The sequence below is a fragment of the Xanthomonas sp. 3498 genome (assembly GCF_014199795.1).
Taxonomy (GTDB): Bacteria; Pseudomonadota; Gammaproteobacteria; order Xanthomonadales; family Xanthomonadaceae; genus Xanthomonas_A; species Xanthomonas_A rydalmerensis.
Map to the genome: position 1 here is coordinate 34651 of NZ_JACHOH010000004.1, position 21927 is coordinate 56577.

A 21927-nucleotide genomic window follows, 5' to 3' on the forward strand; every position below is an offset into this window, starting at 1 on the left:
GCGGCCACGATCACAACAGCGCGTCCAGACCGCGCAGGGCCGCGGCCACGGTCTGCCGGCGCACCGCGTCGCGGTCGCCCGGGAAATGGAACAACTGCGCGCTGGCGTAGCCGCCGCGGCGCTTCCAGCCCAGCCACACGCTGCCGACCGGCTTGTCCGGCGAACCGCCGCCAGGGCCGGCGATGCCGGTCACCGCGACCGCGACGCTGGCGCCTGAATTGACCAGCGCCCCGGAGACCATCTCGATCACCGTCTCGCGGCTGACCGCGCCGTGATGCTCCAGCGTCTGCGGGCGCACGCCCAGCAACGCCTGCTTGGCCTCGTAGCTGTAGGCGACGATGCCGCAGTCGAACCAGGCCGAGGACCCGGCGACGTCGGTCATCACCTTGGCGATCCAGCCGCCGCTGCAGCTTTCGGCGGTGACCAGGCGCTCGCGCGCGGTGCGCAAGCGGTCGCTGAGCGCGGTGGCCTGTTGCAACAACTCCGAATCGGTGGGAAGCGTCATGGCACAGCTCGGGAAACCAGTGCGCTTTGTAGCCCAATTCGCCGTGGCTGTCGCGCCTGTGCGCGCCGGCGGATGGCCGGCCGTCAGCCAACGCGGCGCATGGGCCGCGGCCGCGCCGGCCCGCCCGCGTCGACCGTGGCGACGCCGACGCGACACTCAGCGCCGTTGCCACTCCTCCTGCTCGCGCGGAGGCAGCAGCGCGCGGATCGGCGCGCCGTCGTCGGCGGCGGCCAGGCGCTCGGCCTCGGTGATCGGAATGTCCACCTGCAGCAGCCAGCCATCCTCGTCGGCCTGCTCGCTGCGGATCACCTGCAACTGGTGCAACTGCGAGCGCAGGCGTCCGGCGCTGGGCGGCAGGCGCAGGCTGCCCTGCACGTGGCGCAGGCCCAGACGCTGGCCGAGCACGTGCTGCAGCAGGTCCAGGCCGCGCCCGTCGCGCGCGGAGATCCACACCCGCTCGCGCCGCGCCGTGTCCGGCACGCCGTCCTGCGCGTCGTGGCGCACTTCGGCGCCGTCGATGCGGTCGATCTTGTTGAACACCAGCAACTGCGGCAATTCGCCGGCACCGACCGCGTGCAGCACCTCGTCGACCTGGGCGATGCGCTCCTCGCGCAGCGGGTCGGCCGCGTCGACCACATGCAGCAGCAGATCGGCCTCGCGCGCCTCGGACAGGGTCGAGCGGAACGCCGCCACCAGTTCGTGCGGCAGGTTGCGCACGAAGCCGACGGTGTCGGCCAGCATCGCATTGCCGCCGGGCAGCGCGATGCGCCGCACGGTCGGGTCCAGGGTCGCGAACAACTGGTCGGCGGCGTAGGCCTCGGCGCCGGTCAGCGCATTGAACAGGGTCGACTTGCCGGCGTTGGTATAGCCCACCACCGCGATCCGCGGCAGTTCGCTGCGCACGCGTGCACGGCGCATCTGGGTGTGCTGTACCTCAACCTTCTCCAGCCGCTTCTGCAGTTGCTCCACCCGCTTCTGCAGCAGGCGGCGGTCGGTTTCCAGCTGGGTTTCGCCGGGGCCGCGCAGGCCGATCGAGCCGCCGCGCTGGCGCTCCAGGTGGGTCCAGCCGCGCACCAGGCGCGTGGCCATGTGCCGCAACTGGGCCAGTTCGACCTGCAGCTTGCCTTCGTGGCTGCGCGCGCGCTGGGCGAAGATGTCCAGGATCAGCCCGGTGCGATCGAGCACGCGCCGCTCCAGGAGCTTCTCCAGGTTGCGCTCCTGGCCGGGACTGAGCGCGTGGTTGACCAGCACCAGATCCGCGCCGCTGGCGTCGGCGGCGGCCTTGACCTCCTCCAGCTTGCCGCTGCCGATCAGCGTCGCCGGACTCGGCTTGTCGATGCGCGCGGTCACGGTGGCGGCGATGCTGGCACCGGCCGAGCGCGCCAGATCGGCGAACTCCTCCAGCACATCGTCTTCCAATGGTCCGCCCGCGTAGGGCTGGATCAGCAGTGCGTGTTCGCCGCGGCGTGACCGATCAAACACCCGCGGCTCCGCGCTTGGCTACCGAACTACTCGACTTCATCATCACCCGCACTGCCACCTTCGTTCTGCTGCACATAACCGCCGCCGGGCCCCACGCGCACGTTGCGCGCCGGCACCACGGTGGAAATGGCGTGTTTGTAGACCATCTGGCTGACGGTATTGCGCAGCAGGACCACGAACTGATCGAACGACTCGATCGTGCCCTGCAGCTTGATGCCGTTGACCAGATACACCGAGACAGGGACCCGTTCGCGACGCAACGCGTTGAGGAAAGGATCCTGCAAGGATTGCCCCTTGGACATGCTTGACTCCCAAATTATTGTTTTTATGGTCCGGGACGGCACTGCAGCTCCCCTGCCGTGGTCCGGAACGTCGATGGTACACAACCGCGGGCGCCAGCGGCGCCGATCAGCCGAGGAAGTCGTCCAGCGCGGCCCTCAGGCGCCCGGCGTCGCGAGCGGGGTCGAACCAGCGCGCGTCCTGCTCGCCGCGCAGCCAGGTGAGCTGGCGCTTGGCCAGCTGCCGGGTGGCGGCGATGGCGCGGGCGCGGAAGTCGGCCGCATCGCCAACGCCGTCCAGGTACTCCCAGGCCTGGCGGTAGCCGACCGCGCGCACCGCCGGCAATTCCAGCGGCTGCGCCACCGCCTGCATCCCGGGCAGCGCACGCAAAGCGCGCACTTCGTCGAGGAAGCCCTGCCCCAGCATCGCGTCGAAGCGGGCTTCGATGCGTCCATGCAGCACGGCGCGATCGGCCGGCGCCAGCACCAGTTTCAGCACCCGCAGCGGCAGCCGCGGCGGGCCCGGATCTGCCTGCCATGCACTGATCGGCCGGCCGCTGAGCCGGTACACCTCCAGCGCGCGCTGGATGCGCTGGGCGTCGCCGGGTCGGATCCGCTGCGCGGCCAGCGGGTCGATCCGCTGCAGTTCCGCGTGCAGCGCCGCCCAGCCTTCGGCCTGGGCCTGCGCAACCAACGCCGCACGCAGCTGCGGGTCGCCCGCCGGCATCGGCGCCAGCCCCTCCAGCAGCGCCTGGAAGTACAGGCCGGTGCCGCCGGCCAGGATCGGCAGGCGGCCGCGGGCGACGATCGCCTCCAGCGCAGCGCGCGCGTCGGTGGCGAACTCGGCCGCCGAATAGGCCTGCCAGGGATCGCACAGGTCCAGCAGATGGTGAGGCACCCGTGCGCGCTCGGCCGCATCGGGCTTGGCCGCGCCGATGTCCAGGCCGCGGTAGACCAGCGCCGAATCGACGCTGACGATCTCGCCGCCGCAGCGTTCGGCCAGGGCGATCGCCGCGGCGGTCTTGCCCGAGGCGGTCGGGCCCATCAATGCGATCGCGCGCGGGCGCCGGTCGGCCGCCATCAGTCCTCGTCCGGCCAGCGGATCGTCGCCGCGGACGACGTGGCCGCACGCGGCAACGGCACCGCCTGCAGCGCATGCCAAACCTTCAGCGCGTCGACGGTAGCGGCGACGTCGTGCACACGCAGCAGCATGGCGCCGCGCTGCGCAGCCAGCAGATGCGCGGCGACCGAGCCGGCCACCCGCTGCTCCGGCGCCTCGCGCCCGGTCAGCTCGCCGATGCTGCGCTTGCGCGACAGGCCGGCCAGCACCGGCACGCCCAACTCGACCAGCCGCGCCAACTGCGCCAGTAGCTGCAGGTTGTCGGCGGTGCTCTTGCCGAAGCCGAAGCCCGGATCGACCACAAGACGCCGCTTGTCGATGCCAGCCATCTCCGCAGCGAAGATGCGCTCGGCCAGGAACCGGTGCACCTCGCCGACCACGTCGTCGTAGCCGGGCGCGCTGCCGGCTGCGTAGGCATCGGCGGGCATGTGCATCAGCACCACCGGTACTCCGAGTTCAGCGGCAATGTCCAGCGCGCCGGGCTGCCGCAGCGCCTGCACGTCGTTGATCATGCCGGCGCCGGCGGCGACCGCGGCGCGCATCACCTCCGGCTTGAAGGTATCCACGCTCAGCGGCAACGCGGTCTGCGCGGCCAGCCGCTCGATCACCGGAATCACCCGCCGCAGTTCCTCTTCCACCGGCACCGGCGTCGCGCCCGGGCGGGTCGACTCGCCGCCGATGTCCAGCAGGTCGGCACCCTCCGCGGCCAGGCGCAGGCCGTGCGCCACCGCCGCGTCCGCGCTGGCATGCGCGCCGCCGTCGGAGAACGAATCCGGGGTGACGTTGACGATGCCCATCACCCGTGGGCGATCGAGCACGAGCCGGTGGGCGCCGCACTGCAGGCTGGGCGAGGTGTCGAACATCGGTGGGTCTCCTGGTGGTGGCCGTGGCAGGCGGCGGGACGGCGCTGGCAGCGCCAGGCTGCATCCGCCGCACACGCAGGGCGGCGGCCGCGTGCGACGGCATTTCCGCGGCACGCACATCGCATCGACGCGACGAGCTGCGGCCAGCGCAGCGCCATTGTCGCCCACGCGCGCGCAGGCGGCGAGTCGGCATGGGCCGATGCGATCGACCCCGCACCGCTGCCAACAAAAAAGCCAGGGATCGCTCCCTGGCTTTTTCGGTGCCTGAAAGACCGACGCGCTTACACCTGTTCGGCAGGCCCGGCGATCGGCGGCAGCGGGCGCGAATTGCCCTTGTCGTTATTGCCGCCGTCCTTGCCGGACCTGTTCCAGCCCATCGGCGGCGGCGGATCGCGGCCTTCCATGATCGCCTCGATCTGCGGCGCATCGATGGTCTCGTACTGCAGCAGCAACTGCGACATGGTGTGCAGCTTGTCCAGATTCTCGGTGAGAATCTGCGTGGTCTTCGCATACGCCTTGTCGAGGATCGACCGCACCACTTCGTCGATGCGACGCGCGGTGTCGTCGGAGACGCTCTTGTGCTGGGTCACCGAACGGCCCAGGAACACTTCGTCGTCCTCCTCGCCGTAGGCGATCGGCCCCAGCTCGTCGGACAGGCCCCACTTGGTGACCATGTTGCGCGCCATCTTGGTCGCACGCTCGATGTCGTTGGACGCGCCGGTGGTGACCTTGTCGGTGCCGAAGATCAGCTCTTCGGCGACGCGGCCGCCGTACAGCGAGCACAGCTGCGACTCGATCGCCACGCGGTTCATCGAGTACTTGTCGCCTTCCGGCAGGTACATGGTCACGCCCAGCGCGCGGCCGCGCGGGATGATCGTGACCTTGTAGACCGGGTCGTGCTCGGGCACCAGCCGGCCGACGATGGCGTGGCCGGCCTCGTGATAGGCGGTGAGCGTCTTCTCGTCCTCGCTCATCGCCATCGAGCGGCGCTCGGCGCCCATCAGGATCTTGTCGCGGGCGCGGTCGAAGTGGTCCATGCGCACTTCCTTGACCGACTCGCGCGCGGCGAACAGGGCCGCCTCGTTGCACAGGTTGGCCAGGTCGGCACCGGAGAAGCCCGGCGTGCCGCGCGCGATCACCATCGGCTCGATGTCGTCGGCCAGCGGCAGCTTGCGCATGTGCACCTTGAGGATCTGCTCGCGGCCGCGCACGTCCGGCAGGCCCACCACGACCTGACGGTCGAAACGGCCCGGACGCAGCAGCGCAGGATCCAGCACGTCCGGACGGTTGGTCGCGGCGATCACGATCACGCCCTCGCCGCCTTCGAAGCCGTCCATCTCCACCAGCAGCTGGTTGAGGGTCTGCTCGCGCTCGTCATGGCCGCCGCCCAGGCCGGCGCCGCGGTGACGGCCGACCGCATCGATTTCGTCGATGAAGATGATGCACGGCGCGTGCTTCTTGGCCTGTTCGAACATGTCGCGCACGCGGCTGGCGCCGACGCCGACGAACATCTCCACGAAATCCGAACCGGAGATGCTGAAGAACGGCACCTTGGCCTCGCCGGCGATGGCCTTGGCCAGCAGGGTCTTGCCGGTGCCCGGCGGGCCGACCATCAACACGCCGCGCGGGATCTTGCCGCCGAGCTTGGTGAACTTGGTCGGGTCGCGCAGGAAGTCGACCAACTCGCCGACCTCTTCCTTGGCCTCGTCGCAACCAGCGACGTCGGCGAAGGTGATCTTGATCTGGTCTTCGCCCTGCAGCTTGGCCCGCGACTTGCCGAAGGACATCGCGCCCTTGGCACCGCCGCCACCGCCCTGCATCTGGCGCATGATGAACAGCCAGAAGCCGATGATCAGGATGACCGGCAGGAAGTTCAGCACCAGCGACCAGAAGCCCGGACCGTTGGCCGGCTTCTGCCGGGTCATCTCCACGTTCTTGCTGTACAGCACGTCGACCAGCTTGTCGTCGCGCGGCCCGTAGACCGTGCCCTCGCTGTTGTCGGTGCGCTTGAAGCGGATCGCGGTGACCGACTGCCCGGTGTCGTCGGTGAAGTCGACCGACTTCACCCGCCCGGCGTCCACGTCCTTCAGGAACTGCGTGTAGGTCACGGTGTCGCTGCCCGGGCCGCCCGCGAGACGCGGCGAGAAGCTCTGGAACACCACCATCAGCACGACGGCGACGACTACCCACAACAGCAGATTCTTGGTCAAGTCGTTCATCCTCATTGGCTCCGGTGTCCCTTCAACTCTGTCTCGATGCGTGGCATTGCGGGTTCAGCCTTGCGTTCAGCTTACTTGATCTGGGCGCGCTTGCCCTGTCCGAGGGCGTAGACCTCCGGCGAGCGCTTGCGCGACGCGGCCGGCTTGCGAATGGTCACCTTCTCATAGCGGCGGCGCATGTCGCGGATGTAGTCGTCGAACCCCACGCCCTGGAACAGCTTGATCAGGAACGCGCCATTCGGCTTCAGGTGGCTATCGGCGAACGCCATCGCCAATTCCGCCAGATGCATCATCCGCGGCTGGTCGACCGCATCCATTCCGCTCTTATTGGGGGCCATATCCGACAGCACAAGGTCTACCGGGGTGTCGCCCAGCATGGCCTCGAACTGCGATAGCACCGCGTCCTCCCTGAAGTCACCGTGAAGGAACTCCACGCCGGCCAGCGGCGGCATCTCCAGGATGTCCAGGGCCAGCACCCGGCCGCGGTCGCCCATCGACTTGCGCACCTGCTGCGACCAGCCACCCGGGGCGGCGCCCAGATCGACCACCACCATGTCCGGCTTCAGCAGCCTGTCGCGCTGCAGCAGCTCCTCCAGCTTGTAAGCCGCGCGCGAGCGCATGCCTTCGGCCTGGGCCTTCTTCACGAAGGGATCGGCGAAATGTTCGCGGAGCCAGCGTTGGCTGCTTTTGCTGCGGGTGGCCATGGACGCACGGTCGGAAGGGGCAGCCATGATACCCTGATCGCCCTTGCCAACCCTGCTCCCACCTGCATGTCGATCAGCCTGACCTCGGCCCAGAACCGCTTCCTGCGCGGCCTGGCCCACGACCTCAAACCCCTGTTGCAGATCGGCAGCAAGGGCGTCACCCCGGCCTTCCTGGCCGAACTGGACGAGGTGCTGGAGCGCCACGAACTGGTCAAGGTGAAGGTCGGCGGCGACGACCGCGAGGCCCGCGACGCCGCCATCGGCAGCCTGGTGGAGCAGTCGCACAGCGCGCTGGTGCAGCGGATCGGCCACACCGCGATCCTGTATCGCCCGGCCAAGGAAGACCGGCAGATCGTGCTGCCGCGCGCCTGAGCGCGCCTCCGGTGACCCCATGCAACTGACCCAGGACCTGCCCGACTACGCCTACGCCCTGCGCATGGCCGACGGCCGCCAGGCCAAGGTGAACGACCGGCTGCTGACGCGCAGCTTCATCCTTGCACCGGATACCCTGGTCGAGGACTGGCAGGCACTACCGGCCGGCGACCTGCAGCCGCAGCATCTGCAACCGCTGCTGGAACTCAACCCGGCCCTGGTGATCCTCGGCACCGGCGAACGCCAGGTGTTTCCGGCCGCGGCGGTGATGGCGCTGTTCCTGACCCGCGGCATCGGCATCGAGGTGATGAACAACGCCGCCGCGGCGCGCACCTACAACGTCCTGGCCGCCGAAGGCCGGCGCGTGGCGGTCGGGTTCCTGCTCGAAGGTTGAGGCGGAGCATGCCTGTGGACTGCGGCCCACGCAGTCCGCTGCCGTGCTTTCATCTGGGCTGCTTGAGCCGCAAGCGGACGTCGCCGACGGCGCGGTCGCTCCTACAAGGACAAGATTGACGCGCCGCGGTGAATGTCCTGCTCGCCCGGTGTCGCCGTCGTGGCGCATGCGTGATCGAAGCCCTCAGCCGACATTCGCTGGGTAGGAGCGGCTTCAGCCGCGACCGGACATTCCTCGGCGCCTCCGGTCGCGGCTGAAGCCGCTCCTACAAACGCACCACAGATTGCGTACGCGCGCTGCGCCGGGCCGGGCCGGGTATCCACCCACGTAACAACGCGGCCGGTTACTTCGGCGGCAGATACAGCAGCGGGTCGACCGGCTTGCCGTTGTAGCGGATCTCGAAGTGCAACATGTCGCGGGCCGCGCCGCTGTGGCCCATCTCGGCGATCTGCTGGCCGGCCTTGACGTTCTGGCCCTCGTTGACCAGGCGCTTGCGGTTGTGGCCATAGGCCGACAGCCACTGTTCGTTGTGCTTGACGATGATCAGTTCGCCATAGCCGACCAGGCCGGCGCCGGAATAGACCACCACACCGTCGGCCGCGGCGCGCACCGCTTCGCCGTTGCTGCCGCCGATGTCGATGCCTTGCTTGGTCGCCTCGCCGCCGACGAAACGGCTGACCACCACGCCATCGGCCGGCCAACGCCAGGAGAAGCCGCTGCTGACCGGCGCTGGGGCCGGCACAGACGGCGGCCGGGCCGCGGCGCCAGCACCAGCGCCGGATGTCGGCGGCGGCGTCACCGGACCGCTACCCGGTCGTGCGGCCACTGCCCCGCCCGGCGGATACAGCTTCAGCGACTGCCCCGGATAGATGGTGTACGGCGGCTGCAGGCCGTTCCAGCCCGCCAGGTCCTGCGGCGTGATGTTGTTGGCGCGGGCGATCGCGTACAGCGTGTCGCCGCGGCGCACGGCGGCGCTGACGCCGGGCTTGGGCACGGAGACCCGCGGCGCCGAAGCTGCAGCGCTGCCGCGCACGGGAGTACCGCCGGGCGTGCGTACCACCGTGGCGCTGCTGCAGGCGCCGAGCGCCACTGCGACCAGCATACCCAGGCCGCAACGCAGGCCGTTCCGCACAACCCGATCGACGCTCATCCGACCTTCGCTCTCCATATGACCCACACCACCAGCAACGCCAGGATCGCCGAGGCGACCCAGCCGAGCGGCTCGATCCAGCGGCGCAACGCGGCTTCCGCGCGCGGCCCGCCGAGGCGGATCGCCCCGGCCACCAGGTACACGCGCTTGCCGCGCCCCACCAGCATGCTCGCCAGGAACGGTAGCAGCGGCACTCCCACGATGCCTGAGGCCCAGGTGAATATCTTCAGCGGGATCGGGGTGAAACCGGCCAGCACCAGCAGCCAGAAGGCGCGCCACGGCGACTCGGCGATGACCTCGCGCAGGTGGTTCACCTGCGCATCGATCTTCTGCGTCCAGCCCAGCCATTCGATCAGCGGCTGCACCGCGGCGAAGGCGAAATGACCGAGCAGGTAGCCGATCACCGCGCCGGCCAGCGAGCCGGCCAGGCTCAGTGTGGCGAACCACAGCGCGCGGCGCGGCTGCGCCAGCGACATCGGCGCCAGCATCACCTCCGGCGGCACCGGGAACACGATGGCCTCGGCGAAACTGAGCCCGGTCAACAAGGCCGGCGCGCGGCGATGCCGCGACCAGCTGATGGCACGTTCGTACAACGGCCCGAAAATCTTCATCCAGTGCGGCTCCGAAAGGTCAATCCAGCATGCCCGACAGCAACGGGACGAAGGTCACCGGCGCCAGGACGTCTTGTTCGATCTGGCCGTCGGCAGCGCGGCGCAGGCGGATCAGCGATTGCGCGGACGGGCCGCCGACCGGCGCCACCAGGCAGCCACCCGGGGCCAGCTGCTCGACCAGGGCATCGACCAGCGCCGGCGCCGCGGCGGTGACCACGATCGCATCGAAGGGGCCGTGCTCGGGCCAGCCGATGCGGCCGTCGTCGTGCTTGCTGCGCACGTTCATGCCGAGCTGGCGGAAGCGCTTGCGCGCCTGCCGCAGCAGGTCGCCGATGCGCTCGACGGTATGCACCTCCAGGCCCAGCGCGGCCAGGATCGCCGCCTGGTAGCCGGAGCCGGTGCCGACTTCCAGCACCTTTTTCGGCGCCGCTTCCAGCACCGTCTCGGTCATGCGCGCCACCACCCACGGTTGCGAGATGGTCTGGCCATGGCCGATCGGCAGCGCGGTGTCCTCGTAGGCGCGCGAGGCCAGCGCCTCGTCGATGAACAGATGCCGCGGCACGGTGCGCACGGCGTTGAGCACGCTCTCGTCGCGGATACCGGCCTCGCGCAGGCGCTCGACCAGGCGGTCGCGCACGCGCTGCGAGGTCATGCCGATGCCGATGGCCTCCGGCTGCAGGCGCAACCGCGGGGTCATGCCGGGCGGTCCAGCGCGGCGGTCAGGCCGCCGACCCAACTGGCGACCTTTTCCAATGCCTGATAGCGGGTCAGATCGACCTGGATCGGGGTGATCGAGATGAAGCCGGTGCGCACCGCGTGGAAGTCGGTGCCGGGACCGGCGTCCTGCTCGCGCCCGGCCGGGCCGATCCAGTACACGGTGCCGCCGCGCGGGTCGGTCTGCGGCAGGCAGGGTTCGGAGCGATGGCGATTGCCCAGCCGGGTGACCTCGAAGCCCTTGATCTCCTGCCACGGCAGGTCGGGCACGTTGACATTGAGGATGGTGTCGGCGGGCAGCGGATCGGCCTTGAGCTGCGCCACGATCTCCACCGCCGCGCGCGCGGCGGTCTGGAAATGCTTGGGTTCGTGGTTGTGGGTGACCAGCGACACCGCCACCGCGGGCAGGCCGAGGAAGCGGCCTTCCATCGCCGCCGAGACGGTGCCGGAGTAGATCACGTCGTCGCCAAGATTGGCCGAATTGTTGATGCCGGAGACCACGATGTCCGGATCGAACTCCAGCATGCCGGTGAGCGCCAGATGCACGCAATCGGTGGGCGTGCCGGCGACGCTGCAGGTGTAGTGGTCGATGCGCTTGAGCCGGATCGGCAGATCCAGGGTCAGCGAATTGCTGGCGCCGGACCGGTCGCGGTCGGGTGCGACCACCGTCACTTCGTGGCCGGCGCCGCGCAACTGCTCGGCCAGCATGCGAATGCCGGGGGCGTCGACGCCGTCGTCGTTGCTCACTAATACGCGCATGGTGCTCCTCGAAAACCGGTGCATGATACCGGATGCGTCCGGTCAGGTCGCTGACGGCGGGCCGGCGCTCGCGGCGTTGACCTTCGCGTGGGACGCTGCAGGCGTAGCGCTTGGCGATTCGCTTGGCGATCCCGACGCGACTATTGCGCGCAGGCAAGGCCGCGGCACCCGACGTGCAGGTGCTGGCGGCGACGCCGCACTCACCTCAAACCGCGCGGCACGTTCTAAGCTGTGCGCATGGCGCATTCCGACGACGAAGACCCCGCCGCGCTGTTCCGCGCGGCCATCGGCAAGGTGGCCCCGCTCAACGCGACGCCGCCAGCCAATGCCAAGCCGCGCCCCAAGCCGCGCGCGCGCATGGCCGAGCGCGACGACGCCGAGGCGCAGGGCGAATTCCAGCGCCTGCTGCGCGATGCCGCACCGCTGGAAGCCGGCGATGTCGCCAGCTACCGGCGCGAGCACCTGCCGGCGCGGGTGTTCCAGCGCCTGCGCAAGGGCCAGTTCTCGGCCCAGGACGAACTGGACCTGCACGGCGCCACTGCGGCGCAGGCCGAGGCGCTGCTGCGCCAGTTCCTGGCCGAGGCGCACGCGCATGAGTTTGGCTGCGTGCGGATCGTGCACGGCAAGGGCCTGCAATCGGGGAGCGTGCCGCTGCTGAAGAACCTGGTGGACCGCCTGCTGCGCCAGCGCAACGACGTGCTGGCCTTCCATTCGGCGCCGACCGCGCAAGGCGGCACCGGCGCGATGCTGGTGCTGCTGGCGCGGCGCTGAGCGGCACGCAGTCCCGGGCATAAAGGCGCTCGGCCCGGGGAAGCAAACTGCGCACCGGCCAAGATCGCGGGCGCCGGATCGTCTCTACGCGAATCCTGCACCGCGCACTGACCTGTAACGCCCGTGTAGGAGCGGCTTCAGCCGCGACCGGCGTGAACGGGAAAGCCCCGTCGCGGCTGAAGCCGCTCCTACGTCAGCGCATGCACGTGATGTCACGCGCACCAACGCCCCGCCCGACCCCGGCCCGGTCGGGCCAGGACGCCGGTTGCACGACCGACCACTTCCCATACGGGTGCATTTCAATTTTCGCGCGCTGAAACGTCTTGTCAGAGAGTACCGCCCCTCTGCGAGCCGAACGTGACCGAAGCAACCACCGACTTCTTCCTGCAACCCACTGATCTGATGGACGTTTCGGCGGGTGCCGCCGCGTTCGAAACGATGTCGGCTCCCCTGGCCCGGCCGGCGCCGTCGCCGTCCCGGTCGAGCGGCACGACCGCACCGCCCCGCTGGTGGCCGCTGTTCCTGGCGTCGTTCCAGGGGCGGACCGACTGGCACGGCAACCGCCTGCAGCGCGGGATCAAGGCGGCCAAGTACCTGCTGCGTGCATTGAGCATGCCGACCGAGCACGGCCGTTTCCTCGACGCACTGCGCCGCGACCCGCGGATGCGCGGCTACGCCGAGCGCGATCCGCGCCTGCTCGAGCGCCACCTGCACCGTTTCGTCAACACCCGCTGGAGCAGCGCGGAGCGGTTGCGCCACCTCCGGCAGCACTATCGACTGATGCTCGATCGCCTGCCCGCCGCGTTGTTCGATGCCATCTACCGGCAAGGCCAGGCGGACCTGGGGACGCTGCCATTGCAAGATGGCAGCGCGCTGACGTTGTCCCTGCTGCCGCCGGCGCCGATGAGTTGCGAGGGCGAACTGTGGCTGCAGCTCAGCGACACGGCGCGGCGCCCGCTGTATCGCCTGGTGCTGACCGTGACCAGTGACGACGCCCATCCGACTGTGCTGATCGGCTGCCTGCAAGGCCCCAGCGGCGGCGATGCCCGGGACGTGGTGCGGACACTCACCAAGCAGATGCATGGGCTGCGCCCCAAGCAACTGATGCTGGCGCTGGCCTATGCCTTCGCCGAGCGCATCGGTGCGCGCGGTATCCGCGCCATCGGCAATGCGGCGCATCCACTGCAGCGCAAGCGGCAGGTGTTCCTGGCCGACTACGACGCGTTCTGGACCGAACAGGGCGCCGCACCCGGCGCCGACGGCTGGTTCGAGCTGCCGCCGACACCACCACGCAAGAGCGTGGCGGACGTACCCAGCCAGCACCGCTCGGCGTTTCGCCGCCGCGAGGCGTTACGGGCGCATGCGGAAGGTCTGCTGGCCGCGGCGCTGCCGGCCACCTGCGGTGCGGCGTCGCGTGACGGCCAGTGAGGCTGGCTATACTGCCGCGGCCGCTTCCCTCCAGGAGCACCAGCAGTCGTGAGTCGGGCCGAGCACACCGAGGGCGCGCCGTCGCCGGAGCAGGCGCCGGCGCACCACGTCGACGCGTTGTTCAAGGAGCATCACCGCGCCCTGCTCGCCTTCCTGCACTGCAAGCTCGGCTCGATGGCGGACGCGCAGGACGTGGCACAGGAGGCGTACATGCGCATCGTGACGCTTGAACGCCCGGACGCGCTGGCATCCCCGCGCGCCTACCTGTTCCATGTCGCCTCCAACCTGGCGGTGGACCGGCTGCGCATGCGCAAGGTCCGCGAGCATGCGGCCGTGGAGCTACCGGAGCACGACCTGCCGCTGCCGCCGATTCCGGAGCGGCACGCCACGGCCAGCGAGCAGTTGCGCGAGCTGACCCGGGCGCTGCAGGAACTTCCCGCCAAGACCAGCCGCGCCTTCGTGCTGCACGTGATCGAAGGCAAGGACTTCGGCGTGATCGCCAAGGCGATGAACGTGAGCGAACGGATGGTCCGCTACCATGTGGCCAACGCGCTCGCGCATTGCCGCAAACGCTTCGACGAAGCGGAGATTCCGTAATGGACAGCGGCATCGACCAACACATCCTCGAGGACGCCGCGCGCTGGTGGACCCTGCTGCGCGAACCCGACGGCAACGAGGACACTATCGCGCGCTGGCTGGACTGGACCGCGGCCGACCCGCGGCATCTGCAGGCGTTCGAACGGATCAACGCGCTTGGCGGCGACCTGGCAACGCTGGACGCAGCCGCGCGGGACCAGGTGGTACACCAGTTCGCGCCGCCGCGCTCGCGCTGGCGGCCGCTGCAGGTGGCGGCCTGCGTGGGCGTGCTCGCGCTCGGCGGTGCCCTGGCCTGGCGGCAGCTGAGCACGCCGCCGGTCACCCAGGTCTACAGCAGCGCGACCAACCGCCACCAGGACATCGTGCTGGCGGACGGCTCGAAGATCGCGCTCGGCGGTGCGTCGCGGCTGAGCACCCGGTTCAGCGCCGCGCAGCGCCACGTGGACCTGATCGCCGGCGAGGCCTTCTTCGACGTGGCGCATCACGCCGGGCGTCCGTTCGTGGTCGACGCCGGCGGCGTGTCGATCCTGGACGTGGGCACCGCCTTCGATGTCAGCCGCGACGGCAACCGCGTCGAGGTCGCGGTCACCGAAGGACGGGTTCGCATCTACGGCGCCGGCCAGGTGCCGGCCGACGGCCGCGGCGGACTGGAAGCGGTGGCCGGGCAGCGGGTGTCCTACGATCCGGCCAAGCCGGCCCTGCAGGTCAGCCGGATCGACGTGGAGCAGGCCACCGCCTGGCGCGATCACCGACTGGAATTCGTCGATACGCCGCTGGACACGGTGATCGCCCGGGTCAACCGCTACAGCGACCGCCCGCTGCGCCTGGCCGACCCGGCGCTTGCGCGGCTGAGCTTCACCGGCACCGTCGACACCCGGGCGACCGCACAGTGGATCGAGGCCTTGCCGCAGGTCTTCCCGCTGCAGGTGCGCCAGGACAAGGACGAGATCGTGCTGAGCCGCCGCTAGGCGATGCCGGTCGCCACCGCGGTCCCGCCGAGGCGGCGGCCGCGTCGGTCCGGCACCGCGTCGGCGATGCCACGCGTGGCATAATCCGCGCTTCCGCTGGGGGGCGACGGGCAGTGCGTGGGCTGAGGCGACTGATCATCTGCGGCAGCCTGGCACTGCAGCTCGTACCCTGGAACCGTGCCCTCGCCGCCCCGGCGTCCGAGGCACGGCAGATCGCCTTCTCGATCCCGCCGCAGGCGCTGTCCACGGCGCTGATCGCGTACGGCAAGCAGGCCAACGTGCAGGTGCTCACCGCCAGCCCGACCCTGGCCGGGCTGCGCAGCGACGGGCTGCAAGGCGTCTTCACCCCGGACGCGGCGCTGCAGCACCTGCTGCAGTCGAGCGGCCTCGCCTACCGCGTGCTCGATGCGAACACCGTGGCCATCACGCCCGCCGCGCCGGCGCCGGCCGACCCTGCCGATGCCGCCGATGCGCATCGCGCCGGCACGCCGCCCAAGCTGCTGGAACAGGTCGATGCCGCGGCGCTGAGCGAGCGCGCCATGGGCGACGTGCCCGCGTACGCCAGCGACGCGCTGCGCTATGCCGCCGACTCCATCGCGGTGCCGCAGTCGGTGAACGTGGTCGCCCCGCATCTGTTGGCCTCGCAACAGGTGCGCACCGTCGCCGACGCCCTGCGCAACGTGGCCAGCGTGCAGCAGATCGAAAACCCGTTGCGCGCGCCGCTGTTCAAGATCCGCGGCATCTACACCGGCAACGGCATGACCGACGGGATGCCGAACAGCTTCGTCGGGATCGGCGGCTATCCGCCGATGATCGGCGTGGAGCGGGTCGAGGTGCTCAAGGGCCCGGAATCGATCCTCGGCGACAGCAACGGCGGCGACATGAGCGGACTGATCAATGTCGTCACCAAGCAGCCGCTGCGCAGGCCACAGCGCGAACTGAGCTACGTCCTCGGCGAACGCGGCGACGTGCAGGCCGGGCTCGATGCGACCGGGCCGATCGGCGCCACGCCGCTGAGCTACCGGCTCGTCGTCTCCGGCCAGCATGCGGACTCGACCGCGCAAGGCTACGGCCCACGCAACGCCGCCTACCTGGCGCCGTCCATCGCCTGGCAGGGCGACGACAACCGTCTGGTGCTCGGCATGCAGCGCGTGACCGACCGCGAGCCGGCCGCCGACCACGCACTGCTGCTGCGCAATCGCGTCTCGGCGATGACGCCCCGGACCTTGCGTCTCGGCAATCCGCAGGACCACACCGCCTACCGCACCCAGCGCGCCTACTACCTGTTCGACCAGCGGCTCAGCGACCGCTGGCAACTGCGCAGCCGCGGGCAGTACGTGCACCAGGCGGTCGACGCGCGCAACTGGGGCATGTTGTCGCCTTCGCCGACCGGCCTGGTCCGTGCCTATGCCGAGGCCTATCGCAACGAAACGGCGTATTACACCGTGCAGAACGACCTGGTCGGCAGCTTCGGCGACGGGCCGCTGCGGCAGACCGTGACCCTGGGCGTGGACTACACGCGCGCACGCCTGGGCAGCAGCGATTACTTCATCCGGATGCACCGCAACCGCTACGACGTCTTCGGCAACGAGCGGCTAGGGCCGGTGCACTGGCCGCATTCGCAACGCGGGATTCTGCATTACCCCGGCAGCCCCTGGTCGAGCCGCAGCGGCCTCCTGCTGCAGGACCAGATCAGCGTGGGCGAACGCTGGGACGTGTTGCTGGCACTGCGCCGCTCCGCGTACGAGATTTCCAACTACGACGCCAAGGGCAAGCTGCGCCAGTTGCGCCGGCGCCGCTGGGTGCCCAACGTCGGCGTGGTCTACAAGCTGAGCCCGGAGGCGTCGCTGTACGCCAGCACCATGAACGGCTTCGCGCCGAGCGCGGTGCTCGGCAGGAACGGCCGGCCGCTGCCGCCCGCGTTGTCGCGACAGGTGGAGGTGGGGGCGAAGGTCGATCTGTTCGACCACCGCGCCCGGCTCAGCGTCGCGTATTACCAGATCACCGTCGACCGCAGCTTCGATCTGGTGCTTGCGCATCCGTCGTATTTCGCCAAGCCGATCGACAGCCAAAGCAACCACGGGCTCGACCTGGATTTCGTCGGCGCGCTCGCCCCCGGCCTGGAATTGAGCAGCAGCCTGGCGCTAGCCCGCATCGGCCGGCGCGACGGCACGCCCACCACCGGCGTTCCGCGCACGCGCTTCACCCTATGGAGCAGTTATCAGTTCCAGGACAGCCGCTGGAGCGGCTGGGGCGTGGCCGGCGGCATCCTGGCGCGCGATCACACCCTCGGCCGACGCCTGGCCGGCGGCTACTTCAAGATCCCAGGGCAGGCCAGCGTGGACGCGAACGTGTCCTACCACACCGAGACCTGGGGCGTGACCGTGGGCCTGCGCAACGTCTTCGACCGGCGACTGTATGCCGACGAGTTCGACGAGACCTTCGTGCCGCTAGCGGACGGCCGCAGCCTGCTCCTGAGCGGCGCCTACCGGTTCTAGCGCGCATCGCAGGACTTGCGTGCCGCGCTCAGGCCTCGGTGGACGCCTGCGGCGCCTCCTCGACCTGGCCGAGTTCGTGCAGCAGCGCCGTGGCGTAGCTGCCCGGCGGCAACGCGAAGCGCAGCTCCAGCGCGTCGCCCTGCCCGTCGAGCCAGCGCCACTGCAGGTCCGCCACACGCAGGCGCGTCGCCCGCCGCTCCTGTTTCAGCCCTTCGCGCTCCAGACCGTCACGCAGGCGCAGCGCGACCGCCTCGTCCAGCGCTGCCAGTTCCAGCGCACGCGCCGCCTCGGTGCTGCGCAGTTCGCCGGCGCCCCACAGCGGCGCGGACGGATGGATGTCGAAGCGCTGCAGGCGTTCGGCCAGCGCCTCCGACCACGGCTCCGGACCGAACACGCTGCGACTGCCGTCGAGCATCCACACTTCGCCGTCCAGCGCGCTGTCCCAGTTGCCGGCAGCCACGCGCGCGGCCAGCACCCGGTTGAACAGCTCCGAACGGGCCGCCGACAACAGCAGCGAGCGCTGCTCGCGGCGCACCCGGCGGCCACCGAACATCGTCAGCGCGGCGCCGACGTTGCCGCCGTCGCGGCCGAAGCGCTGCTCACCGAACCAGTTTGGAATCCCGCGTGCGGCGATCTGCGCCAGTCGCGCATCGATCGCCTCGCGCTCGCCGCGCACCTCGCGCAGCACCAGCACGAAGCCGTTGCCGGCCAGTGCGCCACGCGGCAGCTTGCGGTTGTGCCAGTGCGACTCCAGCACCTGCAGATCCGCGTCCTGCAGGCTCTCCAGCGCCGGGGCCACGCGCTTGGGCAGATGCACCGAGAAGCGCTGGGTGGTGACCGCATGGCGGTCCTTCATGCCGGCATAGCCGATCGCCAGTTCCGCGACTCCGGCCCACTGCGCCAGGCGGCGCGCGGCGAAGGCGGTGTTCATGCCGCGCTTGCGCACCGTCAGCAACAGGTGCTCGCCCTCGCCGCTGGGCGCGAACGCGGGCAGTTCGTCGACCTGGAAATCTTCCGCGGTGCTGCGCATGCGCGCCTGCAACGGCGCGGCGCCGTACGCGCGCGGCAACTCGCTCACAGTGCCACCAACAGGGCCACGGCCTGCGCCGCGATGCCTTCGCCGCGGCCGGTGAAGCCGAGCCTCTCGCTGGTCGTTGCCTTGACGCTGACGCAGTCCAGTTCGACCTGCAGCAGCGCCGCCAGGCGTTCGCGCATCGCCTGCGCGTGCGGGCCGACCTTGGGCCGTTCGCAGATCACGGTGACGTCGGCATTGCCCAGGCGCCAGCCGCGCGCATGCAGCAGGCTCACGCAGTGATCGAGGAACTGCGCGCTGTCGGCGCCCTTCCAGCGCGGATCGGACGGCGGGAAATGCTGGCCGATGTCGCCCAACGCCAGCGCGCCGAGCAAGGCATCGCAGAGGGCGTGGATCACCACGTCGCCATCGCTGTGGGCGAGCACGCCGCGCTCATGCGCCACGCGGACGCCGCCGAGCATGATGTGGTCGCCCTCGCCGAAGGCATGGACGTCGTAGCCCTGGCCGATGCGGAAGGGAGGAGCGGAAAGGGAATCGTGTGACATGGGAATCCTGTTCGTGGAGCGTCGACGCTGTCTGGCGGTCAGACGCCGGGGTGCAGCGTGCGCAGGTAAACCGGCAGGGCCTCGGACGCCGGCAGCGCGTCGTCTTCCGCGTCCGCTGCGCCCCACCGCGGGTTGAGCCAGTCGGCCTGGACGATGCGCTCGGCGATCGCAGGCAACGGCGTCTGCCGGATCGGCACACGGAACGGCAGGCGGCCGTGCGCCGACGACACCAGGCTGAAGCGCAGCTGCCGCGCCTGCCCGTCGTGCCAGCAGTAGAAGGTCATCGAAGGCGCGCCCTGCGCGCGCAGCGTGGCCTGGCGATGCTCGGCGACCGCATCCACGAACCACGCCACGCTCGCCACGTCGATCCCCGCGGATCGAGCGTCGCGTGGCGAGAACGCCCTCAGGTTGGCCTGGGCCTCGTGCTGGATGTCGTCGCCATCGATCGCGATCGCAGCGTCGGCGGCCTGCTGCAGCCAGGTCTGTGCCACCGCGTCTTCGAACCGCATCAGCCGCTCTGCCGCTGGAACAGTTCGAACTCGAAACGGGCCAGGTCGGCCGGCGTGGTGACCTTGAAATTGTCCTCGGCGCCCTCGACCAGCAGCGGGCGCAGTCCCAGCAACTCCATCGCCATCGCGTCGTCGGTGACCTCGATGCCGGCCGCGGCCGCCTGCTCCAACGCGCGGCTCAGTTGCATGCGCCGGAACAGCTGCGGGGTCAGCGCGCGCCACAGGCGCTCGCGCGGTTCGGTGCGGTCGATGCCGCCGTCGTCGCCGGCACGCTTGAGCGTGTCGCGCACCGGCGCGGCCAGGATCGCGCCGACCGGATCGCCGCGCCCCGCCTCCAGCAGCCGGTCCAGGTCGGACAGCGCCAGATTCGGCCGCGCCGCATCGTGCACCAGCACGAAGTCGTCCGCCTTCACCGACTCCGGCAAGGCGTGCAGCGCAGCCAGCACCGAGCCGGCACGGCTGCCGGCGCCCAGGCAGGTCAGCACCGGCTTGCCGGCCAGTTCGGTCCAGCCCGGCCACTGCGCATCGTCCACGCTCAGCGCGACCATCGCCCCGGCCACCGCCGGATGCGCCAGCAGCGCTTCCAATGCATGCGCCAACAACGTGCGCCCGCCCGCCTGCAGGTACTGCTTGGGCGTGGGGCTGCCGAAACGGGTGCCGCGGCCAGCCGCTGGGACCACGGCCCAGACCGTGGCCATCAGGGTTGCTCGCTCGGCGCGGGGGGCGTCGCCTGCTCGCCCGGCACGGTGCCGGCCGAGGCCGGAGGCACCGGCGCGTTTTCGACCACGCGGTAGAACTTTTCGCCCGGTTTGATCATGCCCAGTTCGCTACGCGCGCGCTCCTCGATCGCTGCCTCGCCGTCCTTGAGATCCTTGACCTCGGCGGCGAGCGCGGCGTTGCGTTGCTGCAGTCCTTCGTTGTCGCGCTTCTGGTGCTCGACCTGACTTTCGAGCACCAGCACTTCGCCGGAATTCCCCGGACCGAGCCAGAAGCGGTACTGCAGCCACGCCAGCAGTCCCGCCAGCACCAGCAGCAGCCAGCGCCAGTTGCGCACGGCTTATCGCTTGAGCGAGACGAACGCGTCACGCCCCGCGTAGCGCGCGGCGCTGCCGAGCGCTTCCTCGATGCGCAGCAGCTGGTTGTACTTGGCCACGCGATCGCTGCGGCACAGCGAGCCGGTCTTGATCTGGGTGGCGGTGGTGGCCACGGCGATGTCGGCGATGGTGGTGTCCTCGGTCTCGCCGGAACGGTGCGAGACGATGGCCGCGTAGCCGGCCTTGTCGGCCATGGCGATGGCTTCCAGGGTCTCGGTCAGGGTGCCGATCTGGTTGACCTTGATCAGGATCGCGTTGGCGGTGCCGGACTCGATGCCCTGCTTGAAGATCTTCGGGTTGGTCACGAACAGGTCGTCGCCGACCAGTTGCACCTTGCTGCCGATCCGGTCGGTGAGCAGCTTCCAGCCGGCCCAGTCGTCCTCGGCCAGGCCGTCCTCGATGCTGACGATCGGGTACTGCGCGGCCCAGTCGGCGAGGAAGTCGACGAACTGCTCGCTGGTCAGGCGCTTGCCCTCGCCCACCAGGTGGTACTTGCCGTTGTCGTAGAACTCGCTGGAGGCCACGTCCAGGCCCAGCAGCACGTCCTCACCGGCGGTGTAGCCGGCCTTGCCGATCGCTTCCAGGATGGTATCCAGCGCTTCGACGTTGCTGCGGAAGTCCGGGGCGAAGCCGCCTTCGTCGCCGACCGCAGTGGACAGGCCGTGGCCCTTCAGCACCGACTTCAGCGCGTGGAAGATCTCGGTGCCGGCGCGCAGCGCTTCGGAGAACGAGGCGGCGCCGACCGGCAGCACCATGAATTCCTGGAAATCGACGTTGTTGTCGGCATGCGCACCGCCGTTGATGATGTTCATCATCGGCACCGGCAGCGCCAGGTTGGCGGTATTGCCCGAGGCCAGCGACTGCCACAGCGGCTGCTTGCGCGAGGCGGCAATAGCGTGTGCGTTGGCCAGCGAGACGCCGAGCAGCGCGTTGGCGCCGAGGCGGCCCTTGTTCTCGGTGCCGTCCAGGTCGATCAGGCGGCGGTCCAGGCCCTGCTGGTCGGCGGCGTCGAAGCCTTTCAGCGCGCCGGCGATGGTGGTGTTGACGTTCTCCACCGCCTTGCGCACGCCCTTGCCCAGGTAACGGGTCTTGTCGCCGTCGCGCAGCTCGACCGCTTCCTTGGTGCCGGTGGACGCGCCCGAGGGCACCGCGGCACGACCGAACGAACCGTCCTCCAGGATGACATCGGCTTCCAGCGTGGGATTGCCGCGGCTGTCGAGGATTTCACGGGCGTGGATGCTGCGGATCGTACTCATGGGCGGGCCGGTTACCTGTAGGAAGAGGGGGCGGAAACGAATGCCGACTGATTATCC

At 70.0% G+C, this 21927-nt stretch carries 24 protein-coding genes; 7 read left to right on the plus strand and 17 right to left on the minus strand.

Annotated elements, in window-relative coordinates; translation table 11 throughout:
- Nucleotides 1-10: 10 nt before the first annotated feature.
- The 7 genes from GGR66_RS12830 to rlmE form a co-directional block, all read right to left on the minus strand.
- Nucleotides 11-505, minus strand: coding sequence for a nicotinamide-nucleotide amidohydrolase family protein (locus GGR66_RS12830; protein ID WP_048489001.1), 495 nt, complete (start codon nucleotides 503-505; stop codon nucleotides 11-13).
- Nucleotides 506-661: 156 nt separating this feature from the next.
- Nucleotides 662-1987, minus strand: coding sequence for a ribosome rescue GTPase HflX (gene hflX, locus GGR66_RS12835; protein WP_184448511.1), 1326 nt, complete (start codon nucleotides 1985-1987; stop codon nucleotides 662-664).
- A gap of 26 nt (nucleotides 1988-2013) precedes the next feature.
- Nucleotides 2014-2289: an RNA chaperone Hfq gene (gene hfq / locus GGR66_RS12840; protein WP_010341316.1), complete on the minus strand. Its 276-nt coding sequence runs from the start codon at nucleotides 2287-2289 to the stop codon at nucleotides 2014-2016.
- A gap of 106 nt (nucleotides 2290-2395) precedes the next feature.
- A complete protein-coding gene (gene miaA / locus GGR66_RS12845) occupies nucleotides 2396-3346 on the minus strand; it encodes a tRNA (adenosine(37)-N6)-dimethylallyltransferase MiaA (RefSeq protein WP_184448512.1) in 951 nt (316 codons plus the stop codon).
- Complete coding sequence (gene folP / locus GGR66_RS12850; protein WP_184448513.1) at nucleotides 3346-4248, minus strand: dihydropteroate synthase; 903 nt, start codon at nucleotides 4246-4248, stop codon at nucleotides 3346-3348. Before folP ends, miaA begins: the two co-directional genes overlap by 1 nt.
- A gap of 281 nt (nucleotides 4249-4529) precedes the next feature.
- On the minus strand, nucleotides 4530-6467 hold the full coding sequence (ftsH, locus tag GGR66_RS12855) for an ATP-dependent zinc metalloprotease FtsH (RefSeq protein WP_184448514.1): 1938 nt from the start codon (nucleotides 6465-6467) through the stop codon (nucleotides 4530-4532).
- Between the two features lie 71 nt (nucleotides 6468-6538).
- A complete protein-coding gene (gene rlmE, locus GGR66_RS12860) occupies nucleotides 6539-7171 on the minus strand; it encodes a 23S rRNA (uridine(2552)-2'-O)-methyltransferase RlmE (RefSeq protein WP_017910618.1) in 633 nt (210 codons plus the stop codon).
- 66 nt (nucleotides 7172-7237) lie between these two features.
- On the opposite strand from rlmE, the gene yhbY reads away from it, so the two are divergent.
- Both yhbY and GGR66_RS12870 read left to right on the plus strand, forming a co-directional pair.
- Nucleotides 7238-7543: a ribosome assembly RNA-binding protein YhbY gene (yhbY, locus tag GGR66_RS12865; protein ID WP_160964913.1), complete on the plus strand. Its 306-nt coding sequence runs from the start codon at nucleotides 7238-7240 to the stop codon at nucleotides 7541-7543.
- 19 nt (nucleotides 7544-7562) lie between these two features.
- The gene (locus GGR66_RS12870; RefSeq protein ID WP_160964915.1) at nucleotides 7563-7937 is read left to right on the plus strand and encodes an Mth938-like domain-containing protein; all 375 of its coding nucleotides are present in this window, start codon (nucleotides 7563-7565) and stop codon (nucleotides 7935-7937) included.
- 343 nt (nucleotides 7938-8280) lie between these two features.
- Here the strand turns inward: GGR66_RS12870 and GGR66_RS12875 are convergent, their stop codons facing one another.
- From GGR66_RS12875 to surE, 4 genes are read right to left on the minus strand one after another with little or no spacing between them, the layout of a single operon-like run.
- Nucleotides 8281-9087, minus strand: a complete 807-nt coding sequence (locus GGR66_RS12875) for a peptidoglycan DD-metalloendopeptidase family protein (protein WP_184448515.1) — start codon at nucleotides 9085-9087, stop codon at nucleotides 8281-8283.
- Nucleotides 9084-9698, minus strand: a complete 615-nt coding sequence (locus GGR66_RS12880; RefSeq protein WP_160964919.1) for a YqaA family protein — start codon at nucleotides 9696-9698, stop codon at nucleotides 9084-9086. The genes GGR66_RS12875 and GGR66_RS12880 overlap by 4 nt, the downstream gene beginning before the upstream one ends.
- Nucleotides 9699-9717: 19 nt before the next feature.
- Nucleotides 9718-10395 carry a protein-L-isoaspartate(D-aspartate) O-methyltransferase gene (locus GGR66_RS12885; protein ID WP_010341528.1) on the minus strand — a complete coding sequence of 226 codons (678 nt, stop codon included), beginning with the start codon at nucleotides 10393-10395 and terminating at the stop codon, nucleotides 9718-9720.
- The gene (gene surE / locus GGR66_RS12890) at nucleotides 10392-11171 is read right to left on the minus strand and encodes a 5'/3'-nucleotidase SurE (RefSeq protein WP_160964921.1); all 780 of its coding nucleotides are present in this window, start codon (nucleotides 11169-11171) and stop codon (nucleotides 10392-10394) included. The genes GGR66_RS12885 and surE overlap by 4 nt, the downstream gene beginning before the upstream one ends.
- A 237-nt stretch (nucleotides 11172-11408) precedes the next feature.
- Between surE and GGR66_RS12895 the strand changes: the two genes are divergently transcribed.
- The 5 genes from GGR66_RS12895 to GGR66_RS12915 all read left to right on the plus strand — a co-directional run bounded on the left by GGR66_RS12895 (nucleotide 11409) and on the right by GGR66_RS12915 (nucleotide 17433).
- Nucleotides 11409-11942, plus strand: a complete 534-nt coding sequence (locus GGR66_RS12895) for a Smr/MutS family protein (protein WP_184448516.1) — start codon at nucleotides 11409-11411, stop codon at nucleotides 11940-11942.
- 357 nt (nucleotides 11943-12299) lie between these two features.
- Nucleotides 12300-13370, plus strand: coding sequence for a DUF535 family protein (locus GGR66_RS12900; RefSeq protein WP_184448517.1), 1071 nt, complete (start codon nucleotides 12300-12302; stop codon nucleotides 13368-13370).
- A 48-nt stretch (nucleotides 13371-13418) separates the two neighbouring features.
- Nucleotides 13419-13967: an RNA polymerase sigma factor gene (locus GGR66_RS12905; protein ID WP_184448518.1), complete on the plus strand. Its 549-nt coding sequence runs from the start codon at nucleotides 13419-13421 to the stop codon at nucleotides 13965-13967.
- Complete coding sequence (locus GGR66_RS12910; protein WP_184448519.1) at nucleotides 13967-14935, plus strand: FecR domain-containing protein; 969 nt, start codon at nucleotides 13967-13969, stop codon at nucleotides 14933-14935. The genes GGR66_RS12905 and GGR66_RS12910 overlap by 1 nt, the downstream gene beginning before the upstream one ends.
- 113 nt (nucleotides 14936-15048) lie before the next feature.
- Complete coding sequence (locus tag GGR66_RS12915; RefSeq protein WP_326521004.1) at nucleotides 15049-17433, plus strand: TonB-dependent receptor; 2385 nt, start codon at nucleotides 15049-15051, stop codon at nucleotides 17431-17433.
- Between the two features lie 28 nt (nucleotides 17434-17461).
- Here GGR66_RS12915 and truD read toward each other — a convergent pair whose 3' ends face one another.
- Genes truD through eno form a run of 6 tightly spaced genes read right to left on the minus strand, consistent with a single transcriptional unit; the run spans nucleotide 17462 to nucleotide 21870 of the window.
- On the minus strand, nucleotides 17462-18511 hold the full coding sequence (gene truD, locus GGR66_RS12920) for a tRNA pseudouridine(13) synthase TruD (RefSeq protein WP_184448520.1): 1050 nt from the start codon (nucleotides 18509-18511) through the stop codon (nucleotides 17462-17464).
- Nucleotides 18508-19011 (minus strand): 2-C-methyl-D-erythritol 2,4-cyclodiphosphate synthase, encoded by a 504-nt coding sequence (gene ispF, locus GGR66_RS12925; protein WP_184448521.1) that lies wholly within the window; start codon nucleotides 19009-19011, stop codon nucleotides 18508-18510. The genes truD and ispF overlap by 4 nt, the downstream gene beginning before the upstream one ends.
- 38 nt (nucleotides 19012-19049) lie before the next feature.
- Nucleotides 19050-19520: a hypothetical protein gene (locus tag GGR66_RS12930; protein ID WP_184448522.1), complete on the minus strand. Its 471-nt coding sequence runs from the start codon at nucleotides 19518-19520 to the stop codon at nucleotides 19050-19052.
- Entirely contained in the window at nucleotides 19520-20221 is a 702-nt protein-coding gene (ispD, locus tag GGR66_RS12935) for a 2-C-methyl-D-erythritol 4-phosphate cytidylyltransferase (protein WP_184448741.1), read from the minus strand. The genes GGR66_RS12930 and ispD overlap by 1 nt, the downstream gene beginning before the upstream one ends.
- On the minus strand, nucleotides 20218-20574 hold the full coding sequence (ftsB, locus tag GGR66_RS12940) for a cell division protein FtsB (RefSeq protein WP_160964937.1): 357 nt from the start codon (nucleotides 20572-20574) through the stop codon (nucleotides 20218-20220). The genes ispD and ftsB overlap by 4 nt, the downstream gene beginning before the upstream one ends.
- 3 nt (nucleotides 20575-20577) lie before the next feature.
- Nucleotides 20578-21870: a phosphopyruvate hydratase gene (gene eno / locus GGR66_RS12945; RefSeq protein WP_184448523.1), complete on the minus strand. Its 1293-nt coding sequence runs from the start codon at nucleotides 21868-21870 to the stop codon at nucleotides 20578-20580.
- Nucleotides 21871-21927: the final 57 nt, after the last annotated feature.